The 23058-nt window shown below is 67.1% G+C and carries 19 protein-coding genes and 1 pseudogene; 11 read left to right on the forward strand and 9 right to left on the reverse strand.

The genetic code is table 11. From position 1 onward, the window contains the following. The 3 genes from RJ1_RS39820 to RJ1_RS39835 all read left to right on the forward strand — a co-directional run. On the forward strand, positions 1-1344 hold a 1344-nt coding region (locus tag RJ1_RS39820; protein ID WP_255284947.1), incomplete at its 5' end, for a thioesterase domain-containing protein. A 120-nt stretch (positions 1345-1464) separates the two neighbouring features. After that, positions 1465-1653 carry a ChaB family protein gene (locus RJ1_RS39825; RefSeq protein WP_073369174.1) on the forward strand — a complete coding sequence of 63 codons (189 nt, stop codon included), beginning with the start codon at positions 1465-1467 and terminating at the stop codon, positions 1651-1653. Positions 1654-3003: 1350 nt separating this feature from the next. Further along, the gene (locus RJ1_RS39835; protein WP_073369176.1) at positions 3004-3285 is read left to right on the forward strand and encodes a hypothetical protein; all 282 of its coding nucleotides are present in this window, start codon (positions 3004-3006) and stop codon (positions 3283-3285) included. Between the two features lie 334 nt (positions 3286-3619). Here RJ1_RS39835 and RJ1_RS39840 read toward each other — a convergent pair whose 3' ends face one another. The 5 genes from RJ1_RS39840 to RJ1_RS39860 form a co-directional block, all read right to left on the reverse strand. After that, complete coding sequence (locus tag RJ1_RS39840; protein ID WP_073369178.1) at positions 3620-3820, reverse strand: DUF6186 family protein; 201 nt, start codon at positions 3818-3820, stop codon at positions 3620-3622. Between the two features lies 1 nt (position 3821). Beyond that, the gene (locus RJ1_RS39845; RefSeq protein ID WP_073369180.1) at positions 3822-4271 is read right to left on the reverse strand and encodes a hypothetical protein; all 450 of its coding nucleotides are present in this window, start codon (positions 4269-4271) and stop codon (positions 3822-3824) included. Positions 4272-4687: 416 nt separating this feature from the next. Beyond that, positions 4688-5062, reverse strand: coding sequence for an ANTAR domain-containing protein (locus RJ1_RS39850; RefSeq protein WP_073369182.1), 375 nt, complete (start codon positions 5060-5062; stop codon positions 4688-4690). 170 nt (positions 5063-5232) lie between these two features. Further along, positions 5233-7299: a transglycosylase domain-containing protein gene (locus RJ1_RS39855; RefSeq protein WP_073369184.1), complete on the reverse strand. Its 2067-nt coding sequence runs from the start codon at positions 7297-7299 to the stop codon at positions 5233-5235. 162 nt (positions 7300-7461) lie between these two features. Next, positions 7462-7899: a hypothetical protein gene (locus RJ1_RS39860; RefSeq protein WP_143049025.1), complete on the reverse strand. Its 438-nt coding sequence runs from the start codon at positions 7897-7899 to the stop codon at positions 7462-7464. Positions 7900-8021: 122 nt separating this feature from the next. On the opposite strand from RJ1_RS39860, the gene RJ1_RS39865 reads away from it, so the two are divergent. After that, positions 8022-8780 (forward strand): arsenate reductase/protein-tyrosine-phosphatase family protein, encoded by a 759-nt coding sequence (locus RJ1_RS39865; RefSeq protein WP_073369188.1) that lies wholly within the window; start codon positions 8022-8024, stop codon positions 8778-8780. A gap of 13 nt (positions 8781-8793) precedes the next feature. Then, complete coding sequence (locus RJ1_RS39870) at positions 8794-9201, forward strand: VOC family protein (protein ID WP_073369190.1); 408 nt, start codon at positions 8794-8796, stop codon at positions 9199-9201. 99 nt (positions 9202-9300) lie between these two features. Here RJ1_RS39870 and RJ1_RS39875 read toward each other — a convergent pair whose 3' ends face one another. The 3 genes and pseudogenes from RJ1_RS39875 to gvpJ all read right to left on the reverse strand — a co-directional run bounded on the left by RJ1_RS39875 (position 9301) and on the right by gvpJ (position 10684). Further along, positions 9301-9930: a hypothetical protein gene (locus RJ1_RS39875; RefSeq protein WP_073369203.1), complete on the reverse strand. Its 630-nt coding sequence runs from the start codon at positions 9928-9930 to the stop codon at positions 9301-9303. A gap of 154 nt (positions 9931-10084) precedes the next feature. Next, positions 10085-10319, reverse strand: a pseudogene (locus RJ1_RS48375) (gas vesicle protein); the annotation flags it as partial. Further along, complete coding sequence (gene gvpJ / locus RJ1_RS39885; RefSeq protein ID WP_073369192.1) at positions 10316-10684, reverse strand: gas vesicle protein GvpJ; 369 nt, start codon at positions 10682-10684, stop codon at positions 10316-10318. The gene gvpJ and the pseudogene RJ1_RS48375, both read right to left, overlap by 4 nt. A 602-nt stretch (positions 10685-11286) precedes the next feature. On the opposite strand from gvpJ, the gene dnaK reads away from it, so the two are divergent. The 6 genes from dnaK (at position 11287) to RJ1_RS39920 (ending at position 19856) form a co-directional block, all read left to right on the forward strand. Further along, positions 11287-13134 (forward strand): molecular chaperone DnaK, encoded by a 1848-nt coding sequence (gene dnaK, locus RJ1_RS39895; protein ID WP_073369205.1) that lies wholly within the window; start codon positions 11287-11289, stop codon positions 13132-13134. Further along, positions 13131-13784, forward strand: coding sequence for a nucleotide exchange factor GrpE (gene grpE, locus RJ1_RS39900; RefSeq protein WP_073369194.1), 654 nt, complete (start codon positions 13131-13133; stop codon positions 13782-13784). Before dnaK ends, grpE begins: the two co-directional genes overlap by 4 nt. Beyond that, positions 13781-14971 carry a DnaJ C-terminal domain-containing protein gene (locus RJ1_RS39905; protein WP_073369196.1) on the forward strand — a complete coding sequence of 397 codons (1191 nt, stop codon included), beginning with the start codon at positions 13781-13783 and terminating at the stop codon, positions 14969-14971. The genes grpE and RJ1_RS39905 overlap by 4 nt, the downstream gene beginning before the upstream one ends. A 455-nt stretch (positions 14972-15426) precedes the next feature. Then, the gene (locus tag RJ1_RS39910) at positions 15427-16140 is read left to right on the forward strand and encodes a thioesterase II family protein (RefSeq protein WP_073369197.1); all 714 of its coding nucleotides are present in this window, start codon (positions 15427-15429) and stop codon (positions 16138-16140) included. Next, complete coding sequence (locus RJ1_RS39915; RefSeq protein WP_073369199.1) at positions 16137-16967, forward strand: SDR family oxidoreductase; 831 nt, start codon at positions 16137-16139, stop codon at positions 16965-16967. The genes RJ1_RS39910 and RJ1_RS39915 overlap by 4 nt, the downstream gene beginning before the upstream one ends. 54 nt (positions 16968-17021) lie before the next feature. After that, complete coding sequence (locus RJ1_RS39920; protein ID WP_073369201.1) at positions 17022-19856, forward strand: non-ribosomal peptide synthetase; 2835 nt, start codon at positions 17022-17024, stop codon at positions 19854-19856. On the opposite strand, the gene RJ1_RS39925 is transcribed toward RJ1_RS39920, so the two are convergent. After that, the coding region (locus RJ1_RS39925) for a non-ribosomal peptide synthetase (RefSeq protein WP_143169591.1) at positions 19832-23058 on the reverse strand (3227 nt) is incomplete at its 5' end. The two genes, RJ1_RS39920 and RJ1_RS39925, sit on opposite strands and share 25 nt — an antisense overlap.

Here is a 23058-nt window from a genome sequence, read left to right on the forward strand (position 1 = left end):
TCGGCTCTCCTCGGATACCCCGGTATCGATCGCGCTGTCGTGCACACCAGCGGCGACCGGTTGGCGGGCTACGTCGTCCCCGCCGCGGGATCGGTACTCGACACTTCCGCGGTCCTGGCGCACGCCCGTGCGAGGTTGGCCCCGCACATGGTCCCCGCGTCCATGACGGTTCTCGACGCCGTACCGGTGACGGCGAACGGGAAACTCGACCGCGCGGCCCTGCCGGAACCAGACTTCACCGCGGTGCGGGCCGCGTACCGGGCACCGCGCAACGCGACCGAGGAGGTTGTGGCCGCCGCCTTCGCCGAGGGGCTCGGACTGGACCGGGTCGGCCTCGACGACAACTACTTCACACTCGGTGGCACGTCGCTCGCTGCGACGAGCGTGATCGCCCGGATTGCCGAGTCGTCCGCGCGCACCGTGCCGGTGCAGTGGATCTTCACCCATCCGACACCGGAAGCCCTGGCGCACATGATCGCCACGGCTCCGGAGGACTTCGCGGCGGAGGGTGCCGCAGACCGCGCTCTCGACGTGCTGCTGCCACTGCGCACCACCGGAACCGGCAGCCCGGTGTTCTGCATCCATCCCGCAATCGGGTTGGCCTGGTGCTTCACTGGACTTGTGCAGTATCTCGGTGATCGTCCGGTGTACGGGTTGCAGTCCCCGGCGCTGACCGACCCGAATCTGTGCGTCGACTCCCTGGAGGAGGTCGCCGCCCTGTATGTCCGCCGGATCCGTTCGGTGCAGCCGCACGGGCCGTACCACCTGGTCGGCTACTCGGTCGGCGGCCAGATCGCTCATGAGATGGCGGTGCAGCTCACCGGTGACGGCGACGACGTGGCCACCCTGGCAATGCTCGACACACACCTGGCGGGAGGATTCGGTCACACGACGGAGAAGCCCACCGTGACAGCACTTCTGGCGGAGTTCGGAGCGGTGGTCCCGGGTGACGACGATTCGCCGGCGACCACGGATCGTGCCGTGGACGTGCTGCGTCGCACCGGCGGACTGTTCGCAGCTGTGACCGCGGACGACCTCGAGGCCGTCCACCGGGTGTTCACGCAGACGGTCGACCTCGCCCTCGCACACCGACCGTCGACGTCGAGCGGTCTCGATCTGCTGTACTTCGGTGCGGCAGATTCGTTCGATGCCACCACCGGAGTCTCCGCGTGGAGGCAGCACATCAGCGGCGAGATCCTCGAACATTCCGTTCCCGTATCGCACCAGCAGATGACGAGTCCGGAAGCTCTAGCCTGCATCGGTCCCGTTCTCGCGCGCCACGTGACACTCGCCGACGCCTGCGCGCGCCAACGCCTCGGCGATGTCTGCTCACCGAGTCGGTGAGCCACCGTCTGCCCGTCGACTGCGTAGGAAAACCCGGTTCGCCCGGTACCGCCGGGGTGGGTACCGGGTGGACAATCTAGGGGTACGACATCACGGCCACGACCAAGAAGGAGTGGAGCGGTGAACCGGACTGAGCTCCCACAGACACTGCGGCGATCGTCGAAGGAGGTGCAGGCGGCCTTCGCGGCGGCACACGAGATGGCCGTTCGGCGGTACGGCGAGGGCGAGGAAGCCCAACGAGCGGCGTACGGGGAGCTCAAACAAAGTTTCGAACTCGTGACCGACCACTGGGTGCCCAAGCAAGGCTGACCTGGCCGCTGGGATGCCGTGCCCACTCGAGTGGGTGCCCGCGCCGACGGGCTAGCGCGTCCCCGCTGATCGCTGGGACCGATACGGCGTCCCGGGCCCGACCGGCGCGTCATGCCGAATGTTCAACCGAATATCCACACCAAACGAGTCAAGGCAGTCCGCCAGACTCAGTTCGTTGCCGAACGCTTTTTCCGGGAGCGTCGATTCTTCGCGCTGGCCGGAGCGAACGCCCAACTCTCGTGAGAGCGCTCAGCAGCATCCGGGTTTCTTTAGCGAAGCGAACCACCGGTGGCATTCCCGCTACCGCAAAGATCTGAACCGACCGGTCTTGTTGAAAGCGGCAATCGGCGACCGCAGGAGTGGGGCGATGTGCTCAAACAGGCGGGCCGTATTGCCTCAGCTTCGGCTCGGGCAACGACGGCCCGGGAACGAATAGACGCTTTGGCCATGGGTGGCGCTGGGAAGGGAGGCCCGCATGCAAGCCCGGGACGTAGTGGTCAGCGCGTCGGCGTGAGTCGTAGTGGCGCGCCAAGCGCAGCCCCCGCCAATGATGAAATTCAACTGGCGGGGGCGCTACACGGACAACCTGCACGTCGTGACGAGCGGTGCATACGTGATTTTCGTGAGCCGGAACGCGAATGTCCAGGGAATGTGATCCACGCCATGGCACTTTGTTCACAGCTCGAATTTCCGTCCGGTCAGTGGGATTTCGCAGTCTGCTGCGGCCTGGACGTATTTTGGCCGCAATGGTCAGGCGTGATCGGCACGATCACGAGATTCGGGTGTGCAGTCTCGGAAGCCGCCAACCTGTGCATGTTCTGTGGCTGCGCGGGAAACGATAGGCGCGTCGGGCTTTGGCTCCTCGTCTATGTGATGTAGAACACATCAGAAGTTTCGGGAAGGTGTGCCGGGGCGGGTTGCAGTCCGCGTCCGGGACTCAAAATAGGTAGGGGTGTAGGTGTTTCGGCCGTTGTGCGGGTGCTGAAGTTGGGTAACTCTTTGTGGTGCACCGTCGTCGGCGTTGCAGTCGAGAACCTCTGCACGTGAAGGAAGAGCTGTCATGGCACGGATTACCGAGAAACTGAGGGTCACCCTACTGGATGCGTTGCATGTCAGTGTGTTTGGAACCATCGTCTACGCAGGGTTGGTCATGGGGGTCGTGGTGGTGGCGATGTGGAAGTTCCCGGTGCCGGGCGTGTAGTTCGCCGCGGCCTGGGCGCGTTCGGTGTGCAACATCGGGCGGCGGTGCGGCGATATAGCTGACAGGGGGATTGGTCGTACCCGTGGGTCAGGGTGGCTGGAGTCGATGAGCGGCACCTGTGAGAGATCGCTGGTGTGAAAGGAGCAGGGATGCCCGGGACGGGTATGGGCTGGATGGTTGGGTTACTGGTGGTTGCGCTGGTGGTGGTTCCCGTCTCGTTCGGTGTAGCCGCACGGGCCGACGCGAAGACCCGTCGCCTTTCGGAGGTCCTGGCGCCCGATACGAACGGTGGGCTGTCAGTTCTTGCGGTCACGGAAGCGGACGCGCGGTGCGATCAGTGGCGGCGGCTCGCGACGCAGGCGTGGCTGATCTGCGGTGCAGCCTCGCTGGTCGCGGTGGCGGTCGTCGGTGTCCTGATCTGCGTCGGGTGACGAATCGGTAGCTGCGAGATTTCCGGGCCAACCTGTCAGTGCGGGCAGGCCGAGCTGTCAGTCGATCGCGTAGTGAAGGTGGCCCGATGAGCCGAAGCGACCCGGTCGGAGTGGGTTCCGCTCTGACCGGGCCTCGCCGGGACGTCTAGGAGTGCTTCCGCACCGAGTGTGCCGAATCCCCGCCATTCAGTGGGGGTTTGGCTGACGGGGACTTCATCGGCACCGTGTGCTCGGTGCGTACCGGTACGAAGGAAATGGTAGATCCACCGGTCGGCGCAGCACGAAGATGTGACCTACGCCACACGCATATTTGTGGAGTCGCTCGCGGAGAGCATCAGGGGACTGTGTACCGGGCGAAAACGTGCCATCCGACGAACCCCCAGATGCCGACGAGAAGTAACCGGCCGGGTAGCCGGGTCCACAGCAACGAGGCGACACTCGCAAGGGTCGAGCACCGTCCATCCGTTCGATGGCTGTACAGCTCGATGCCGATCCCGGCGCCGATCAACACGAGCCAGATGATCGTGACTACCACCTCACGTCGCCTCACTGCGGCTACTATGCATGATGCGGACGACCGGTGCCGCGCCGGCGGCGAGCCAACCGCAGAACAGCACGAACCGAACCGGGTGCCATGCCAAGGCGTGATCGATCACGGTGCTGAGTGTCGGCACAGTGATCGACTGGCCACCCAAGGCGATGCCGACGGCTTCGAGCCCGGCGGCGATCATGAGCAATATCAGCCACGGGCGCACCGAACGTAGGCTGATTTTCCCGACCCGTGGCGTGCCGCTACCACGAGAATCGCCGGTGCCGCTGATTACAGCCAGGCAGGTGAGCAGGGCGACGGGGACTCCGACGGCGATATAGGCGAGCGTCGTGAACGGCCGCAGTCCGGTTGCCCAGTACGCATAAGCGACTGCGACCACGAGGCCGGCGACACCACCGGCGTGGGACGTAGCGATTCGCCGTAGCACCGACTCCATCGCATCACCCCGCACCGAGGACCTTCGCGTGTCGTTGCGCGGGTGTGCCGAGTCATGACACGGCCCCGCCGCCGCCCGCTACCAGTACATCGCACTGCTCCCATTCCGCGAAAGAGTCGCTCGTCCCTCCGCGGGCCGCGGGTTCGAGTCCCATACCTCGGCTGCGGACGAACTACGGCGGTACTGGGCCACCGCGCCTCGTGCATGTCGCCGACCTGCTCGAGCTCGGCGGCGGGCATTGTCACGTTGGTGGGTCAAAGCCGGATCCGCCGAATTTCGACCAGTCCCGCCGAGCAGGTTGACCCCGACCATGTTGCGGTAGTCGCGGTGAGCGCTTCGATTCGGCCGAGCCGGGGCGCGAGAAGCGTATTCCGTGACCAAGGCGCGCCGGTTGGTGATGGGCTGCGCTGATCACGTCACGGTCGTACCTGTGTCGCGAGGTGGGGATGGTGCCGCCGATGCAGGCTGACCATTCGCTGCGATGGACGGTGATGGCCTGATGGCTGTCGGCGGAGTCCTTCCCACTCGGGGAACGTGACCGGTCGGCGACTCGTGAGGTGTCTGGTGTTGCTGGTGAGGTCGATCAGACACCGGGCAGCGCCCTGCACAGAGAGGTGGTGCCGTCGTGCCACGTCGAGCAGTTCGTCGAATGCCTGGGCGTCGCTGTATCCGCGGCTGGTGATCAGAACTGTCTTCGCGGCGGTGAGGAGTTCTCGGTCTGAGGGGCCGCGGCGCCGGTCGAGGAAGCTTCGCGCGGGTCCTGTGGGGTGGGGGATCTCGGAGTTCAACATGTGGCATCGTCCTTTTGCATACGAGATTCCCCGGGCGGCGGTCTCGTAAACTGAGCACTTGGGGGCCGACGATGGGTGGGGGAGCTGAGTGCCCGTCCGGACGCAGTTCGGTGGCGTTGGCCCCAGTGGTGGAGTTGTCGAATCGCAGATCCTCGACCTCGAGACTCCGGTCAGCGGGCATAGCGCGGGTCGATCGGCGGCAAGACGGTGGGGCCGAAGTTGTTCACGATCGGCATCATCGCCTTGAACCAGGTGCGGGCCGGCTCGGTGCCGCCGAACAGGTTTCCGTCCCCGCACGAGCGCAGCGGGCTGGTGCAGATCTGGCCGGGGGTCGGCGAGTCGCCGAACACGTAGACGCTGCCTGCCAGGTTGTTGGTGTACCCGATGAACGCCGACGACATGTGCGATTCGGTGGTCCCGGTCTTTGCGGACATCGGCAGGGTCCACCCGGCACCGGCCGCCGCAGCGAATGCCGTGCCGCCGGCCTGGTCGTCCTTGCTCAGCGCGTTGGACAGGCTGTCGGCCAGGCCAGGATCGATAACCTGCTCGCACGCCTGCTGGGTGAGTGGGACCGGCCGACCCTCGCGGTCGACGATGGAGTCGATGGGGGTCGGTGGGCACCACTTGCCGTGTGAGGCCAGCGTCGCGGCGACATTCGACAGCTCGAGCGGATTGATCCACACCGGGCCGAGGGTGAACGAACCCAGATTCTGGTCCTTCTGCATGTCGGCCAGGCTCTGGTCCCCGAACCCGGAGGTGCCCGGGTCGGTGTAGGACCGCATGCCGAGGCGCACCGCCATGTCCACCGTCGCATCCACCCCGGTTTCCTGGAGAAGTTTCACGAACGCGGTGTTCGGTGACTGGGCGAGGGCGTCGGTGACCGACAGTGCCCGCGGATACGGGGCGGCGTTCTGCACGCAGTAGGTGGCCGCAGGGCACCCGGGGGCACCGCCGTCACCCATCCCGCGGGCGTCGAACCGGCCGGGCACGTCCAGGATCGCGTTGAGCCGCAGCCCCTTCTCCAGGGCCGCTGCGGTGGTGAAAATCTTGAACACCGACCCGGCGCCGTGCCCGGAAAGCGAGTAGGGCAACTCCTGCACCGTCTCGGCTGCGGCCGCGTCCAGTCCGTAGTTGCGGCTGCCCGCCATCGCCAGGACTCGGTGCTGGTCCTGCCCGGGCTGCACGACGTTCATCACGCTCGCGATGTCCGGAAGTTTCGGGTCGGCGTTGGCGGACACCGCCGACTTGACCGAACCTTGCACGGCCGGATCGAGGGTGGTGCGGATCAGGTAGCCGCCCTTTTCGAGCTGCTCCCGGGACAGCCCGGCGGTCTGGAGGTACTGCAACGCGTAATCGCAGAAGAACCCGCGGTCGCCGGCGGCGATGCATCCGCGGGGCAAGTTGTTCGGTTTCGGGAGCACCCCGAGCGGCGTTTCCTTCAGGGCGCGGATTTCGGTGGCCCGGTCCGGAACATTCACGACGAGGGTGTCCAGGACGACATTGCGGCGCTCGAACACCCCCTCGGGGTTGGTGTAGGGGTTGAGCGCGGAGCTGGACTGCACCATGCCCGCGAGCATCGCCGACTGCGCCAGATTCAGGTCCTTGGCGTCGATGCCGAAGTACGTGCGGGCGGCGTCCTGCACCCCGAAGGAACCGTTGCCGAACGGGACCAGGTTCAGATACCGGGTGAGAATTTCCTCTTTGGAGAGTTCCTGATCGAGGGTCATTGCCATCCGGATCTCCCGGATCTTGCGGACAGGCGTGGTCTCGATCGCGGCACGGCGTTCGGCGTCGGTCTTGGCGACCACGTGCAGCAGGTAGTTCTTCACGTACTGCTGATTGATGGTCGAGGCACCCTGTTCGATCTGACCGCTGGTGGTGTTGGTGAAGAACGCCCGCATCGTGCCCTGCCAGTCCACCCCCTGATGTTCGCCGAACCGTCTGTCCTCGATGGAGAGAATCGCCAGTTTCATCTCGTTGGAGATCTGGTCGCTGGGGACCTCGAATCGGCGCTGGTCGTACAGCCAGGCGATGGGGTTCCCGGTGATGTCGGTCATGGTCGTCACTGCCGGCACCACCCCGTCGGCCAGTTCGGCCGAGGAATTACCGACGCTGTCGGCGGCACGGTTGGATGCGTACCCGAGCCCGGCGGCGACGGGAAACATCACCCCGGCCAGCAGAATCCCCCCGGCGACGGTGGCGCCGGTGAGTTTGAGGACAGTCTTCTTGGAATGCATTACGGCACCTCATTCGACGGTGCACCGGAAGTCGAATCACCCGGTGCCAGAACGATTATCGGGCCACCCGGCACGGCTGGGCGTGAATGACACGCGCGCGGCGCTACTGCGGGTGGGAGAGGCGTCAGTACCGATCACGGGACGACAGCCGGAGACGGCCTGTCACACCCGCAGCACGCAGGTGCTGCTCCGCACGGGCATCGGGGACACCGGTGAGGTCGATGACGGTGCCCGGGCGCGGACCGGCGAGGACTGCCGCCTGCTGTCGGCGCCGCGCTGCGGGGTGCGGCGCCGCGAGAGCACGCCCACCAACACAGCCAGCGTCCCGGCCAACCCGGTCAGCTGCAGTTGCACCCCACCGGTCGGCGGGTCAATGTCCTCGGTTCCCCGGTCGGCCGCATCGGCGGTGGCCGACGCGGGGATGTCCGGGTGCGTGTCGGCACCGAGGAGAGTCGGGAGCGGGGCAGGCACATCGCCCGCCGCGTCGGTGTGGGCGATCTGCAGGGCCGTCAGTACCGCGACGATCGCAGCCAGCACGGTGACGACGAGCAGCGTCGAACGCCGCCGCGAGGATTGCCGACCGCCACACACAGGGCTCAAGGTAACACCGACGGCGTAGTCGCCAACCGGTTCGAGGGAAAGAGGATTACGGCGCGGTCGTCGCGCATCCGGTCGCGAAATTGAATCAAAGTGATTTGATGTATCGGTGTTATCGTCGAAAGGTGGTGCTGACGCGTCAACCCGTACCGTCATTCCTGCAGCTGGCCGCTCATCCGTTGCGGTGGCAGCTGTTGGCGGTGCTGTCCGGCAGCGACTACCGGGTCCGGGAGATGGTGACACTGGTCGGTGAGTCGCAAAACCTGATCTCCTACCACCTGCGGCTGCTGCGCGACGGCGGGCTGGTGAGGGCCACACGCAGCAGCTTCGACGGCCGCGACAGCTACTACCACCTCGATCTGGACCGCTGCACCCAGATGCTGGCCGGCACCGGCGCCGCACTGCACCCGACACTCGGGTTGAACCCCACACCCTCGTCGTTCAACCCGACGACCTCGCTGGCTGTGTTGTTCGTGTGCAGCGGCAACAGTGCCCGCTCCGCGATCGCGGAAGCGCTGGCGCACCATCACGGCAACGGCCGGGTCGACGCAATCAGCGCCGGCACCCGCCCCAAGCCGGACATGCATCCTAATACGGTGCGGGTGCTGCGAGACGAGTTCGGGATCGACATCTCAGACCGGCATCCCCGCCACCTCGGCGCACTCGCCGACCGCCGGTTCGACACGGTCGTCACCGTGTGCGACAAGGCCCGGGAAGTCTGCCCGGAGTTCGGCGATGAGGCGCGCAAGATCCACTGGAGCATCCCCGACCCGGCGACACCAGTCGGCACCGACGACGATACCTACCCGACCTTCCGGGCCGCCGCCACCGAGATCGACACCCGCATCCGATACCTACTGCCGATCCTCACCGCAGAACCGTGACAAGGAGTGCCCGATGACCGCACCCGGCGAATACGCCAGCGTCCGCTACCTCGTCGATGATGTGCCCGCAGCCGTCGATTTCTACACCAGACACCTCGGCTTCACCCCGCACACCAACCCGGCCCCGGCCTTCGCCGACGTGATCCGCGGCTCCCTGCGACTACTGCTGTCCGGCCCGGCCAGTTCCGGCGCCCGCGCCACTCCCGCCGACAACACCGGCCCGGGCCGTAACCGCATCCACCTCATCGTCAGCGACCTCGATGCCGAGATCGCCAGCCTGCGCGATGCAGGCGTCGCATTCCGCAGTGATGTGGTCACCGGCCCTGGCGGCCGTCAGATCCTGCTCGCCGACCCCGCCGGCAATCTGATCGAACTGTTCCAGCCGACGGCCCAACGACACGCGCCCACACCGACTACCTGAGCCGACGACACCGCCGCACGACGTCCTCGGCGCCGTGAGCCGGCCGCTGCGGTAGCCGCCGGAACCGGGTGGGGTTGACCTTCTCGGTAGTTCGACAGTTCAGGCCATCTCGGGGACGTGCAGGTGTGCGATGGCGAGCTCGAACTCGCATGTGTCGAGTACCTCGGCGTTCGCCTCGCGAACTCCTTCATCCCGGATGCTGTCGATGCGTTCTCTGTTGCGTTCCATCGCCTCGGCGCTGTCGAATGTCAGCGACGACACCCCGCGACCCGCAGCATGGTCGAGCAGCAGGCTTGCGCTGCAGAAGCCGTCGAGTTCCTCCATCTTGGGCAGTGCGGCCATCTTCCACACGTCGACGGCGCGGTCCATGTGGGCCGGCTCGGTCTTGATCCACGTGACGCGGCAACAGGCTCCGCGTTCCGAATGGTGGTCGCGATGCATGACAGCGATGTCCCACCGCGACACCTCCGTGGTGCCGTGGAAGATCTCAGCTGCGGCGTCGCGCAGATTTCGCACCGGTCCTTCGCTGGCGCGTAGCGAGTCGTCGTCCCGCCACGAACTGGACGCGATGCAGCGGCCCGAGCCGCGATCGACGAGCAGGGACATTCCGAGGCAGCCCTCGATGTCCGCCAGCGCGGGCATCACGGTGTCGCGTATGTGCTTGATCCCGGCGTCGATATACGACGGATGCGCTTGAATTGTGGTTGAGCGTGCGAACACGGTCGGCACCCTTCTCCTCATGGGCGGCGCCGACGCGGCGTCGCCGGTCATTCCCCTGTTTCACACTGCTCCCTCGATCCGTCGGAGGCAATGGGTCGTGGCCGTTGTCGGCGGCGAGGATCCGCTGCGGTCGGGCGCGTCCGTGGCCTGTTCGAGGTGGTTATCACTTGTCGCCCCGAGTGGACTTGCGTGAAACCCGCTCACGCACAGGTTCTTCGTCTCCGCCGAGCAGGCCACCCAGTCTGTCGCCCGGGGGAGTCGATCGCACCCTGCTCCATCGATTCCGCGCCACCCTCGGTGGTACCTGAGTCGAGCTCGAACAAGCCTTTCGGTTCGCTGCCGATCTCGAGGCGGTCCACCGCTTCGGCGAATCGCACGTAGGTGTCGACGCGGCTCATTTCTGCCGCTTGGAGCGACGGGGTGCGTGTTCGCGCTCCGTGCCTTGGCCGCCGAGGATTTCACCGAGCGTTTCACCGACTCCCTCGAGGACGCCTTTGGTCTTGTTCTTCGTGCTGCCGCTACCCTTGACGTCTGAGACCAGGTCCGTGAGCCCTTTCGGTTCGCTGCCGATCTCGAGCCGGTTCACCGCTTCGGCGAATCGCAGGTAGGTGTCGACGCTGGCGACCACCACGCGGGCGTCGATGGTGATCAGTTCGATGCCGACGAGTGAGACGCGCACGTAGGCGTCGATGACCAGGCCCTTGTCCAATATGGTGTCGATGACGTCGGCGAGGCTACTCGAGCTCGGTCCTGCGCTGGTCATTTCTGTGCTCCTTGTTTACGGCTCCCTCATGCGCCAGCTCGGTTCGCACGCGGCGGCCGCGGCCCCGGTGAAGTTTCTTCCCGGGCTGTTCTGCGTCGGCTCCCGACTGCCGTCTTTGCGACTACCCGGATTCGGGAGATCTCAACCCGCGGAAGGCGGGTCGTGGCCATACGGGGCAAGATCGCGCGGAGAACCCGACTTGCCAATGGGTGAAATCGACCCAGGAACCGATCCGATGACCATCCAGACCTCACACCTGCACATCACTACCGATCATGACGAGATCCGCCGTTGGTCCAAGCGCACCACGGCGCACCGGCGCGAATGGCGAACACGGCTCTGCTACCCGGATCCGCACGTTCGCGGCGGAACCAGTGCATGGTTCGAACTTGTGCACCGCGATATCGGGGACGGAGTTCAGTCCTGACGTCGTGCCGCGAAACACCGCTTCAGGATTGAGCGGTCTACGCTCAACCTTTCTCCTTGACCTCGATTTCCGGCAGGGGGAAAATTGAGTCGATAACACTCAAGTTCGGTGGGTGTGACGTCGGAGCGGACCAGCGAAAGCGCTACACCCACCCGGTGTGGTGCTGGAGGCGGTCATGGCTCGCGCGGTGGGTATCGATTTGGGGACCACGAACTCGGTGGTGTGCGTGCTCGAGGGTGGCGACCCGGTGGTGGTCGCCAACTCGGAGGGTTCGCGCACGACGCCGTCGGTGGTGGCGTTCGCGAAGAACGGTGAGGTGCTGGTCGGTCAGCCCGCCAAGAACCAGGCGGTGACGAACGTGGACCGGACGGTGCGGTCGGTGAAACGGGAGATCGGCACCGACTGGAAGGTGGCGATCGACGACAAGAGATACAACGCGCAGGAGATCAGTGCCCGGGTGCTGATGAAGCTGAAGAGGGACGCGGAATCGTATCTGGGTGAGGACATCACCGACGCGGTGATCACCGTCCCCGCGTACTTCGAGGACGCCCAGCGTCAGGCCACCAAGGAAGCCGGCCAGATCGCCGGCCTCAACGTCCTGCGGATCGTGAACGAGCCGACCGCGGCCGCGCTGGCGTACGGCCTCGACAAGGGCGACAAGGAACAGACGATCCTGGTCTTCGATCTCGGTGGCGGCACCTTCGACGTCTCGCTTCTCGAAATCGGCGAGGGCGTCGTCGAGGTTCGCGCCACGTCCGGCGACAACCATCTCGGTGGTGACGACTGGGACGATCGGATCGTGAAGTGGCTGGCCGACAAGTTCAAGGCTCAGAACGGCATCGATCTGACCAAGGACAAGATGGCCCTGCAGCGTCTCCGTGAGGCTGCGGAGAAGGCCAAGATCGAGCTGAGCTCCTCGCAGAGCACCTCGATCAACCTGCCCTACATCACCGTGGACGCGGACAAGAACCCGCTGTTCCTCGACGAGCAGCTGTCCCGCAGCGAGTTCGAGAAGATCACGTCCGATCTCCTGGACCGCACCCGGGCCCCGTTCCAATCGGTGATCAAGGACGCGAAGATTTCCGTCAAGGACATCGACCACATCGTGCTCGTCGGTGGTTCCACCCGGATGCCTGCTGTGACGAATCTGGTGCGCGAGTTGACCGGCGGAAAGGAACCGAACAAGGGTGTCAACCCGGACGAGGTCGTCGCCGTCGGCGCCGCCCTGCAGGCCGGCGTCCTCAAGGGTGAGGTCAAGGACGTGCTGCTCCTCGACGTCACCCCGCTGTCCCTCGGCATCGAGACCAAGGGTGGCGTGATGACCAAGCTCATCGAGCGCAACACCACGATCCCGACCAAGCGTGCGGAGACCTTCACCACGGCGGACGACAACCAGCCTTCGGTGCAGATCCAGGTGTTCCAGGGTGAGCGCGAGATCGCCTCGCACAACAAGCTGCTCGGCTCGTTCGAGCTGGCGGGGATTCCGCCCGCCCCGCGTGGCGTGCCGCAGATCGAGGTCACCTTCGATATCGACGCCAACGGCATCGTGCACGTGACCGCGAAGGACAAGGGCACGGGCAAGGAGAACACGATCAAGATCCAGGAGGGCTCGGGCCTGTCCAAGGAGGAGATCGAGCGGATGATCAAGGACGCCGAGGCACACGCCTCGGAGGATGCTCAACGCAGGGAGGAGGCGGAGGTTCGCAACCAGGCCGAGTCGCTGGTGTATCAGACCGAGAAGTTCATCAAGGACAACGAGGACAAGGTGCCCGCCGACGTCAAGGAGAAGGTCGAGTCGTCGATCAAGAATGCCCAGGAGAAGTTGAAAGGCAGCGACGTCGCGGCGATCAAAGAAGCGATCGAAAAACTGTCGACCGACTCGCAATCCTTGGGCCAGGCGATTTACGACGCGCAGGCGAAGGACTCGGCCGCCACCGGCGGGGGGAACGGTGCCTCGGAAGGGGCCGAGGAAGTCTTCGATGCCGAGGTGGTGGACGAACCTGGGAGGGAGGACTCGCGATGAGCAGCAGCGAGCGCCGCGACGGCGACACGCCTCCGCGGGAACCGATCTCGATCACCGACAAACGCCGTGTCGATCCCGATACCGGTCGGGTACGCGAGCACACTCCGAGCGAGCCCGTCACCCCGACCCCGCAACGGGAACCCGACCCGACCACGTCGGACGCCGAGATGCACCCCGGTGACCGGTCCGGGCGGGCGACGGACGTGCACCCGGATCGAGTGGCGGAGTTGACCGCCGATCTGCAGCGAGTGCAGGCCGAGTACACCAACTACCGGCGCCGGATCGAACGCGACCGGCACCTGGCGGTCGAGGCCGCGACGGCGTCGGTGGCGGCGAGGTTTCTCGGGATCCTCGACGACCTCGATCGTGCCCGCGAGCACGGCGACCTCGAAAGCGGACCGCTGCGTGCGATCGCGGCCAAACTCGGTGCGATCCTGAGCGGCCTGGGGGTGGAGGGATTCGGTGAAGAGGGGGACCCCTTCGATCCCACCCTGCACGAAGCGGTTCAGCACGAAGGCGCCGGAAGTGATCCCGTCGTGGGCACGGTGTTGCGGCGCGGCTACACATTCGGTGACGGCAAGGTGCTGAGGACCGCGACGGTCACGGTCGTCGAGGGGGATGACCCGCCGGGAAAGGAGGATCACCGGTGACGAAGCAGGAATGGCTCGACCGTGACTTCTACGCCGCTCTGGGTATCCCTTCGACGGCGTCGGCCGAGGAGATCAAGAAGGCGTACCGCAAGCTGGCCCGGGACCTGCATCCGGACGCCCACCCGCAGAACCCCGAGGTGGAGGAGAAATTCAAGACAGTCAGTGAGGCGTACGCGGTACTCTCGGACCCCGCCACACGCAAGGAGTACGACCGCACGCGCCGGCTCTACCGATCCGGGACGTTCGCCGGGTCGGGTTTTTCTCCTGGCGCCGGCTCAGCCCGGGCACGCGCAGGGTCGGGCGGCTTCGACTTCGGGGACGTGTTCGGGAGCGGTTCATCCTTCATCGTGGGCGATCCGCTGGGCGGGGTCGGTGATGTGCTCGGAGACCTGTTCCGGCGCGCCGGAACCCGCACTGCGTCGGCCCGCCCGAGGCGAGGCAGCGACGTCGAGACCGAGACCAGGCTGTCATTCCGTGAGGCAGTCGCCGGGATGGTGCTGCCGCTGCGTGTCAGTGGACCGACGGTGTGCACCAGCTGTCACGGCTCCGGGACACGGCCGGGAACCCGGCACCGGACGTGCCCACACTGCGACGGCGTCGGGGCGCGAAACCGGAATCAGAGCGGCTTCGTGTTCAGTGAACCCTGCGGCGATTGCGGTGGCACCGGATCGATCGTCGGCATGCCGTGCCCGGACTGCCACGGCACCGGGACCGGGGACCGCACCCGCACCATCTCCGTCCGTGTTCCGCCCGGAGTGAGCGACGGGCAACGCATTCGGCTACCGGCGCAGGGCGAACCTGGTCTGGGCGGGTCACCGCCGGGGGACCTGTATGTCACCGTCCGCGTGGATCCGGACCCGGTGTTCGAACGTGGCGGCGATGATCTCACCGTCACCGTTCCGGTGACCTTCGCCGAACTAGCCTTGGGGACAGTGCTGTCCGTGCCCACCCTCGACGGCCGGGTCAGTGTGAAGATCCCTCCAGGCGCCCACTCCGGGAGCACGTTCCGGCTGTGCGGACGAGGGGTGCCGCACAGCGGTGACGCCGTCGGCGATCTGCTGGTCACAGTGGAGGTCGCGGTCCCGTCCGATCTCGGCCACGAAGCCGACGAGGCGCTGCGGGCGTACGCCCGGGCAGAGGAAATCGACGGATTCGACCCCCGCGCCGGCTGGGCAGGCAACACGTGACGTCACCGTGATCGGGTCCTCCACGGTCGGCGCAATAAATGGGTTGGGGAACAACCGAATCCGCGCCATTCGATGACCACAGCGACCTCGGCTGATGACCCTCGATTCCACGACCGTGCCCGGTCACGTCGCCGTTCCAATGCCGCGGTCGGGCTCATCGGCGCCAGCCCAGCGAACCCAGCTCGCAACTGCACATCCGGGGCAGTCCCTCCCGGCTTGTGTGGTCCCAGCAGAGCACACCGCACCCGCAATGACCATGCTTCACCGGACATTGGTATCGGCGGGAGGTTTCGGGTGAGGTTGTGGGTCGGTCCTCGTTCGAGGACGACCAGCTGGGGGAGTGGGGGTGGTTCCGTGGACACCATCGCGCACCGCTGATTCCGCCACCAGGACTTGAATTGCAGCCTAGGGTCGAGGGGATCGGTCGTCCTCGGTGTCGCGGAAGGAGACGAGCAGTGGTGCCCGCGACTCTGGTGTGCCTGCCGTTCGCCGGGTCGGGAGCGTCCTTCTTCCGAGACTGGCGGGGGTTCGCCCCGCGCGGCCTGGATGTCTTTCCCGTGCAGCTTCCCGGTCGTGAGGAACGGTTCGTCGAAGAGTTGCTCACGACTGTCGCAGCGGCGGTGGATGACATCGTGCCGCGGGTGTTGCCCACGTGCCGGGATGCCGCGGGTGTGGCGATCTTCGGGCACAGTCTGGGCGCCGTCCTGGCGTTCGAGCTCGCGCATAGGCTGAGGGCTGAGGGTGGTGTCACGCTCGTCCGGTTATTCGTCAGCGGGTCGCCGGGGCCGGCAACCGTGCGGGAGATCCGGGCGTCGTCCCTGGCGGACTCCGAGTTCCTCGCGCAGGTCGGCGATCTGGCCGGGTACTCGCACCCCGCGCTGGAGAACCCTGAACTGCGCGAACTTCTCCTGCCGGTCGTGCGGGCGGACGTCGAGATGCACGAGAACTACCGGCCGCCCCTGCACCCGCCGCTGGACGTCCCGATCACCGCGCTCCGCGGTCGTGACGATCATCTGGTCGGTGCTGCGCACGCGGCGGAGTGGGCGGCGACGACCACGGCCGAGACGTCGGTACTCGAGGTCGACGGTGGGCACATGTACCTCACCGAACATCCCCACGCCCTGGTGCGCCTACTCGCCGCGCAGCTGTCCGATCAGGAGTCGCGATGAGTGCAGATCTCACCGGAAAGACGGCGATCGTGACCGGCGCGGCGCGCGGCATCGGTCGTGCCTGCGCCGTTGCCTTCGCGGCGGACGGTGCCGACCTGATGCTCGTCGACATCGCGCGGGACCTGCCCGGTGTGCCGTACCCCCTCGGCTCGAGGAGCCAGCTCGACTACACCGCCGAACTCTGCCGTGAACACGGCGTGTCGGTGCTGACCGAAGCGGTGGACGTGCGGGATCTCACGGAGATCAACGCCGCGGTGGCCGCCGCCCACGAGCGGTTCGGGCGGATCGATGTTCTTGTCAACAATGCCGGAATTGTTTCACCGTCGGGAAAACTCGCTCATGACATAGGCGAAGACGAATGGCGGCTGATGATCGACGTGGACCTCACCGGGGCGTGGCGGGCCATCGCAGCGACCGGCGGAATCATGGTCGCGCAGCGAAGCGGAAGCATCATCAACGTCGCATCCACCGCAGGCCTCGTCGGATACCCGCGGTTCGCGGGGTACGTCGCTGCCAAGCATGGGCTGGTGGGACTGACCAAGGCCGTTGCCCTCGACTACGCCCCGACCGGCGTCCGCGTGAATGCGCTGTGCCCGGGCTCGGTGCGGGACGCCCCCGAGTACGAGGGACGGATGCTGTCGGAGATCGCTCGTTCGCTCGGCATCGGCGACGACGAGCACGAGTCGATCTTCCTGCAGTCGCAGCCGACGAACGAACTCGTCGAACCGGAAGATGTCGCCGCGGCGGCACGGTGGCTCGCGTCGGACGACGCGCGTCAGGTCACCGGCACGGTGATCACGGTCGACGGCGGGTTCTCGGCCCGCTGACCTACGGCTGCGCGGGCACTTCTGGCGTCGGGCGATCTCCGCTAGCATCCTCGTATGCACCAATCCCATTGGGGTCGGGCTGGGCTGGCGCGTACGTCGTACGGCCATGCGGTGACGGTGCGTGTCCCCTCGGGGACGGATCCGGAAACTCTTGCAGCGGTGCTGCATACAGCGTCCGACCTCTGGTGGGATCCGCCCGTTCGGCCGACGCGCCTGTGGGTGGAGGACGTGGCCGGTGTGTCCGAGGGCTTCGACGCGCGGCGACGACTCGCTGCCGAGTGTCGTCGGCCGGCGACGGTCGACGGTCCGGTGGTGCGCGTCGTCCTGATGCGGTATCGAGACGGCGACGCCGATCTCGTCGTGGTAGCCGATCGGCGCGACCTCGACGCGGTCTCACTCGCCACCGTGTGTGACGTGCTCACCGGAGTTGTCGGAGCGGACGCGGTGTCGGCAACTCCGGTCCGCCGTCACCTCCACGGCAACGCACTTCCGCCGTCGGGTGCGTCACTGCATATCGTCGAACCGCTGATCGGGCGCTTCGGGGGCGGGGGTTTCGAGGATGCGTCCGTGGTGGTTGCCGCCGCGGCGGCGGTGGTTTGGGGTCGAACCGAGGGTCTCGACGCCGTAACCGTTCCGATCTGGCGAGCCGACCGCACCCGCCCGCCGCGCGTGCTCGGCAGCGGCGAGAGCCGTGTCGACCGGACGTTCGACATCGTGGGCACCCGGTCGCCGGACGACACGTTCGAGAAGGCGAAAAGCACTAGGGGGGAAGGGTACCCACTCGACGCGGTGGACCACTACGGCCCGGACAGGTCGCGGATCGGTGTGCTCGACACCGTGTCGTGCACTCCCGGCCGCGTGTACCTGCCGTGCCAGTCGGCGCCGTTTCCACTCACGCTCGTGCCGGTGGTCGACACCGACGGGCACACTGCCCTCGAGGTGTACGCCGACCCGACCGTGGTGGACCGCGGCGCCGCCGGACAATTCGCGGCGCGGGTTGCGAAGGTGCTCAACGAACCTCGTGGACCGCTCCTCCCGCGTCGCCGACTGTTCGGCGAAGAGCCGGCCGCGCCTGTGGGCGCCGGCGTCCGAGCGCCCGGATCGGGGGGCAGGATCGAGGACCTCGTCGCGCGGCACGCCCGGGAGCGACCCGACGCACTCGCCGTGACTCATGGCCGGCGGACACTCACCTATTCCGAACTCGAGGAGCGCTCGAGATGGACGGCGTGTGGTCTCCGCGATCGCGGGGTCGCGCCGGGAGACCACGTCGGAGTCTGCCTCGATCGGTCGATCGACTTGATCGTGACGATGCTCGCGGTGATGCGCAGCGGTGCGACGTTCGTTCCGATGGATGTGCGACATCCGCCCGATCGCCTCGCCTACACGGCACACGACGCCGGCGTCGGACTGGTCGTCACCGATCTCGACGAGGCGACGTGGGGTGACGGCGCGGCGGCGGTGACGGCGGATGCGCTGCAGGTGCCCACCTCACGTGAGGTGGACTGGGCCGTCGGCGGCGCCGGTGCGCCCGCCTACGTGATCTACACCTCGGGGTCGACGGGGCGGCCCAAAGGAGTGGTGGTTCCTCATCGAGCCGTGTCGGCTCTTCTCTCAGCCGCCGGGGAGGAGTGCGTACCGACGCCCGACGACACGTGGTCGATGTTCCACTCGCCCGCGTTCGACTTCTCGGTCTGGGAGATCTGGGGCGCGCTGGCGACCGGCGGCCGACTCGTCATCGTGCCGTACTGGATCTCGCGGTCCCCGGTGGAATTTCACACGCTGCTCGCCGACGAACACGTCACCGTACTCAGCCAGACGCCGTCGGCCTTCGTGCACCTGATTGCCGCCGACGCAGACCTCGACCCGCTGGATTCCCTTCGTCTCGTCGTGTTCGGAGGCGAGACTCTCGACCCCCGAGTCGTTCTCGCGTGGCTCGACCGGTATCCGGAATCGCGATGCCGACTGGTGAACATGTACGGGACGACGGAAACCACCGTTCACGTCACGGCGCACACGGTGACACGGCGGGATGCCCTGACCGGCTCGGCGAGCGTCGGGTCACCTCTGAAAGGCTGGGAGATCGAGGTCGCCGACGAGCACGGCCTCCCTCTGCCGCGTGGAATGACCGGTGAAATCTACGTCGGCGGAGCCGGAGTCGCCCTCGGCTATCTGAATCGACCGGGATTGACCGCCGGGCGTTTCGTTGCCGCCCCGTCCGGTTCTCGCCGGTACCGCACGGGTGATCGCGGCCGGATTCGCGACGACGGCACCCTCGAGCACCTCGGACGGCTGGACGCCCAGGTGCAGATTCGCGGTTTCCGCGTGGAGCCCGGGGAGGTTCGATCCGTGCTCCTCGACGATCCTGCGGTGACGGCGGCGGCGGTGGTGACCTCGGGGCGGCCGGAGGATCCGGGCGGACTCGGCATCGACGCCTATGTCGTTGCAGCAGAGAGAACTGCGGTCGACGTAATGGGAATCAGGCGACGTAGTGGGCAGTTCCTGCCGGAACACATGGTGCCGCGCACGATCACTGTGGTCGAGGCGTTGCCTCTCACGGTCAACGGCAAGCTGGACGTCGCACGGCTTCCCGAGGCGGTCTCACTGTCGGGGGCGCGACGGGACGTGGAACCGGACGTCGGACCGCTCGCCGACGAGGACCCGGCGAAAATCCTCACCGACATCTGGGAATCAGTCCTCGGTGTTCCGGTCTCCCCGGACGACAACCTCTTCGAGATCGGCGGAAACTCGTTGTGCGCGATCAAGGCCGACAGCATGATGCGGCGGCTCGGCCTGCCGGCCCTCCCGATGCGGGAGCTGTATCGGCATCCGAGCATCCGCGGGATCTGCGACACCCTGACGCGACTCTATCCGCCCCGCCCGGACACGTAGGTCTCGACGAGCACGCCGATCCCACGTGCGGACTCCGGTTGCATCATGTCGTTGTGTGCGCAGTCGACGCGATCTTCCTGCACGGTCCCGGTGATCGAGTCGCCCCATCCGGCGTGGGGACCGTCCTCAGCGATGAGCAGGAGCGCGTCACCGCGAAAGACCTTCGGGACGAATCTCGTCGACAGCCGGGTCGACCGGGCATACCCCTCGGCTATTCGCCGCACCTGGTTCGCCGAGACGGCGACGGCGGGACCGAAGGTGTCGCGAAGTCGTTGGGCGGCGTCCTCGTAAGTGAGGGACCCGGCGTCCTCGCCGATGCTGACTCCCAGACCACGCAGAAGCTGCCCGGCGTCCAAGGGTTCGGGATCGGTCGTCGCGTCGCCGGGGTAGCTGTCAAGGAGGACGAGCGAGGCGACCTCCTCGCCCTGCTCTTGCAGTTCGGTGGCCATGGCGTGGGCGATCAGTCCGCCGAGTGACCAGCCGAGCAGGTGATACGGCCCGGACGATTGAACGGCACGGACCTCGTCGACGTATCGGTGCGCCAGTTCCTCGATCGAGTCGTACTCGGGGCCGCCGCCGAGGGACGGCAACTGCAGACCCCACACGGGGCGGTCGGGCGAGAGATGGCGGACCATGCCGGTGTAGGCCCAGGCGAGACCCATTCCGGCATGGACGCAGAACATCGGTGCACGCCGACCACCACGGTGCAGCGGCACCAGCATCCGGAGCGCCTCGTCGGCGGACACGGGCAGCGCTTCGGTCGCGAGGCGGGCCGCCAGACCCGCGGGGGTCGGGTCGAGGAAGAGCGCGGGCAGCGGCACCGGACGACCCAGTCGCTGCTGCAGGTCCGCGGCGAGCCGGACCGCGGACAGTGACGTGCCGCCGAGCGCGAAGAAGTCGTCGTCGACACCGAGGGGGTGATCTTCGTCGGACTTCACGACCTCGGCGAACGCGTCGACGATCGCTCGCTCGACAGCCGTCGACGGGGCACGGAATCGGTCGGATCGAGTGCCGAACTCGGGCTCCGGGAGTGCCGAGCGGTCGAACTTGCCCGCCGGGGTAAGTGGTACCTCGTCGAGTACGACGATCGCCGCGGGGACCAGATACGGCGGAAGCTGCCCGGACAGCGCCGTGCGTACTGCACTCGCGTCGACGTCCGCGCCGGTTGCACCGCGGACGTAGGTGACGAGTATCGGTTCGCCGCCCGGGCCGGTGCGCCCGACGGTTACCGCGAAGCCGATGTCATTGCGGGCCGCGAGGATCGAGTCGATCTCGCCCGGCTCTACCCGGAATCCGCGCACCTCGAGCTGGAAGTCGGTGCGTCCGAGGTGCTCGAGCGTGCCGCCACGCCGGGTCCGCACCAGGTCGCCGGTGCGGTACATCCGCGAGCCGGCGGGGGCAAACGGGCAGGCGACGAAATGTGCCGCCGTCGTGGTCGGGCGAGCGTGGTAGCCGCGAGCCAGGCCCGGCCCTGCCAGGTACAGCTCACCCGGGATGCCCGGGGGGACGGAATGCAGCCGGGCGTCGAGGACGGCGGCCGTGAACCCGCGAACGGGGTGCCCGATGGTGACGGGCTCCGCGGTCGTCAATGCGTCGCTGACATGCGACCAGATCGTCGTCTCGGTCGGACCGTACGCGTTGAGCATGCGCCGGCCGGGCGCCCACTGCCGGACCAGTTCCGCCGGGCACGGTTCACCGGCGACGGTGAGGACCCGCAGCGATTCGAGTCCTGTCGGCTCGAGCGTCGCGAGCGCGGTCGGGGTGATGAACGCGTGGGTGATCCGCTCACCGGCGAGGATTTCCGCCAGCGCCGCACCGCCATAGGTTTGCGGGGGAACGAGCACGATCCGTGCCCCCGCGCAGAACGCCATCGTCAACTCGAAGAGCGATGCGTCGAAGCTGGGGGACGCGAGATGCGAGACCCGCGCATCGGGCGCGACCTGGAGGTGGTGACGCTCCTGCTCGAACAGGTTTGCCAGACCCTGATGCGACAGCACGAGACCCTTCGGGGTGCCGGTGGAGCCGGACGTGTAGATCAGGTAGGCGGGGTTGTCCGGGCGCAGCGGACCCGCGCGGTCGACGTCGGTCACCGGTGTGGCCGAAAGGTGCCGCAGCTGCTCCTCGAGGTCGGGATCGTCGAGCACCAGCCACTCGACCGCGTCCGGTAACTGTGTGCGGTACCGGGCTACGGTGACGCCGAGTACCGCCCCGCAATCGGCGAGCATGTGGGTGATCCGGCTGGGCGGATACGTCGGGTCGACAGGGACCGGCGCGGAACCCGTCCGGCTGACCGCCCACACGGCACGGACCCACGCGAGCGACCGCGGCAACGCCAGAGCGACGAACCGTTCCGGTGCCGCACCCCGGGCGATGAGCAGCCGGGCGAATCGCGCGGAGTCGGCGTCGAGTTGCCGATAGGTGAGCGTGCTACCGGCGTCGGACACGGCCGTCCGGTCGGAGTGCCGCTGCGCCGCCTCGGTCAGCAGGTCGGGCCACACCCGCGCCGGGAGACCGGGCGGCCCGGAGACCGCTGCCCCGTCGCCGAGCGCGACGTCCCCGACCGGCCGGTCGGGGTCCGCGGTCACCGCCTCGAGGAGACGGACCAGACGATCGGCGAAGCCCTGCACCGTCTTTGTGTCGAAGATGTCGGTGGCATAGGCGAATCCGGCGGCGATTCCGTCCGCATCGCCGGACTCGTCGAACGTCTCGGCGACCACCAGCTCGAGATCGACCTTCACCACCGGCGGCGAGTACTCGGCGACCGTGACGGTCAGGTCCGGCAGCGTGATCTCGGGGCGCTGGGCGCTCTCGAACTCGAGGGACACCTGGAACAGCGGTGAGCGGGAGGTCGACCGCGCCGGATCCACAGCCTCGACCACGCGCTCGAAGGGCAGGTCGGCGTGCAGAAAGGCGCCGAGGTCGACGTCCCTGATGACGTCGAGTACCTCGGTGAACGACCGGGCGCCGTCGACGGCGGTGCGCAGGACGAGGGTGTTGACGAACATGCCGACGAGTGGGTCGAGGGTGGGGTCGGGGCGGCCGGCGACGGGGGTGCCGATCACGATGTCGGAACTGCCGCTGAGCCGGGCGAGCAGGACCGCGAACGCCGCGTGGATCGTCATGAAGAGCGTCGAGTTGTTCTGCCGCGCCGTCGTCAGCAGCGACCGGTGCAGGTCCCGGCCGACGTGGAACGCGACCCGGT

Source organism: Rhodococcus jostii NBRC 16295 (assembly GCF_001894825.1).
In the GTDB taxonomy this organism is placed as follows: Bacteria; Actinomycetota; Actinomycetes; order Mycobacteriales; family Mycobacteriaceae; genus Rhodococcus_F; species Rhodococcus_F jostii.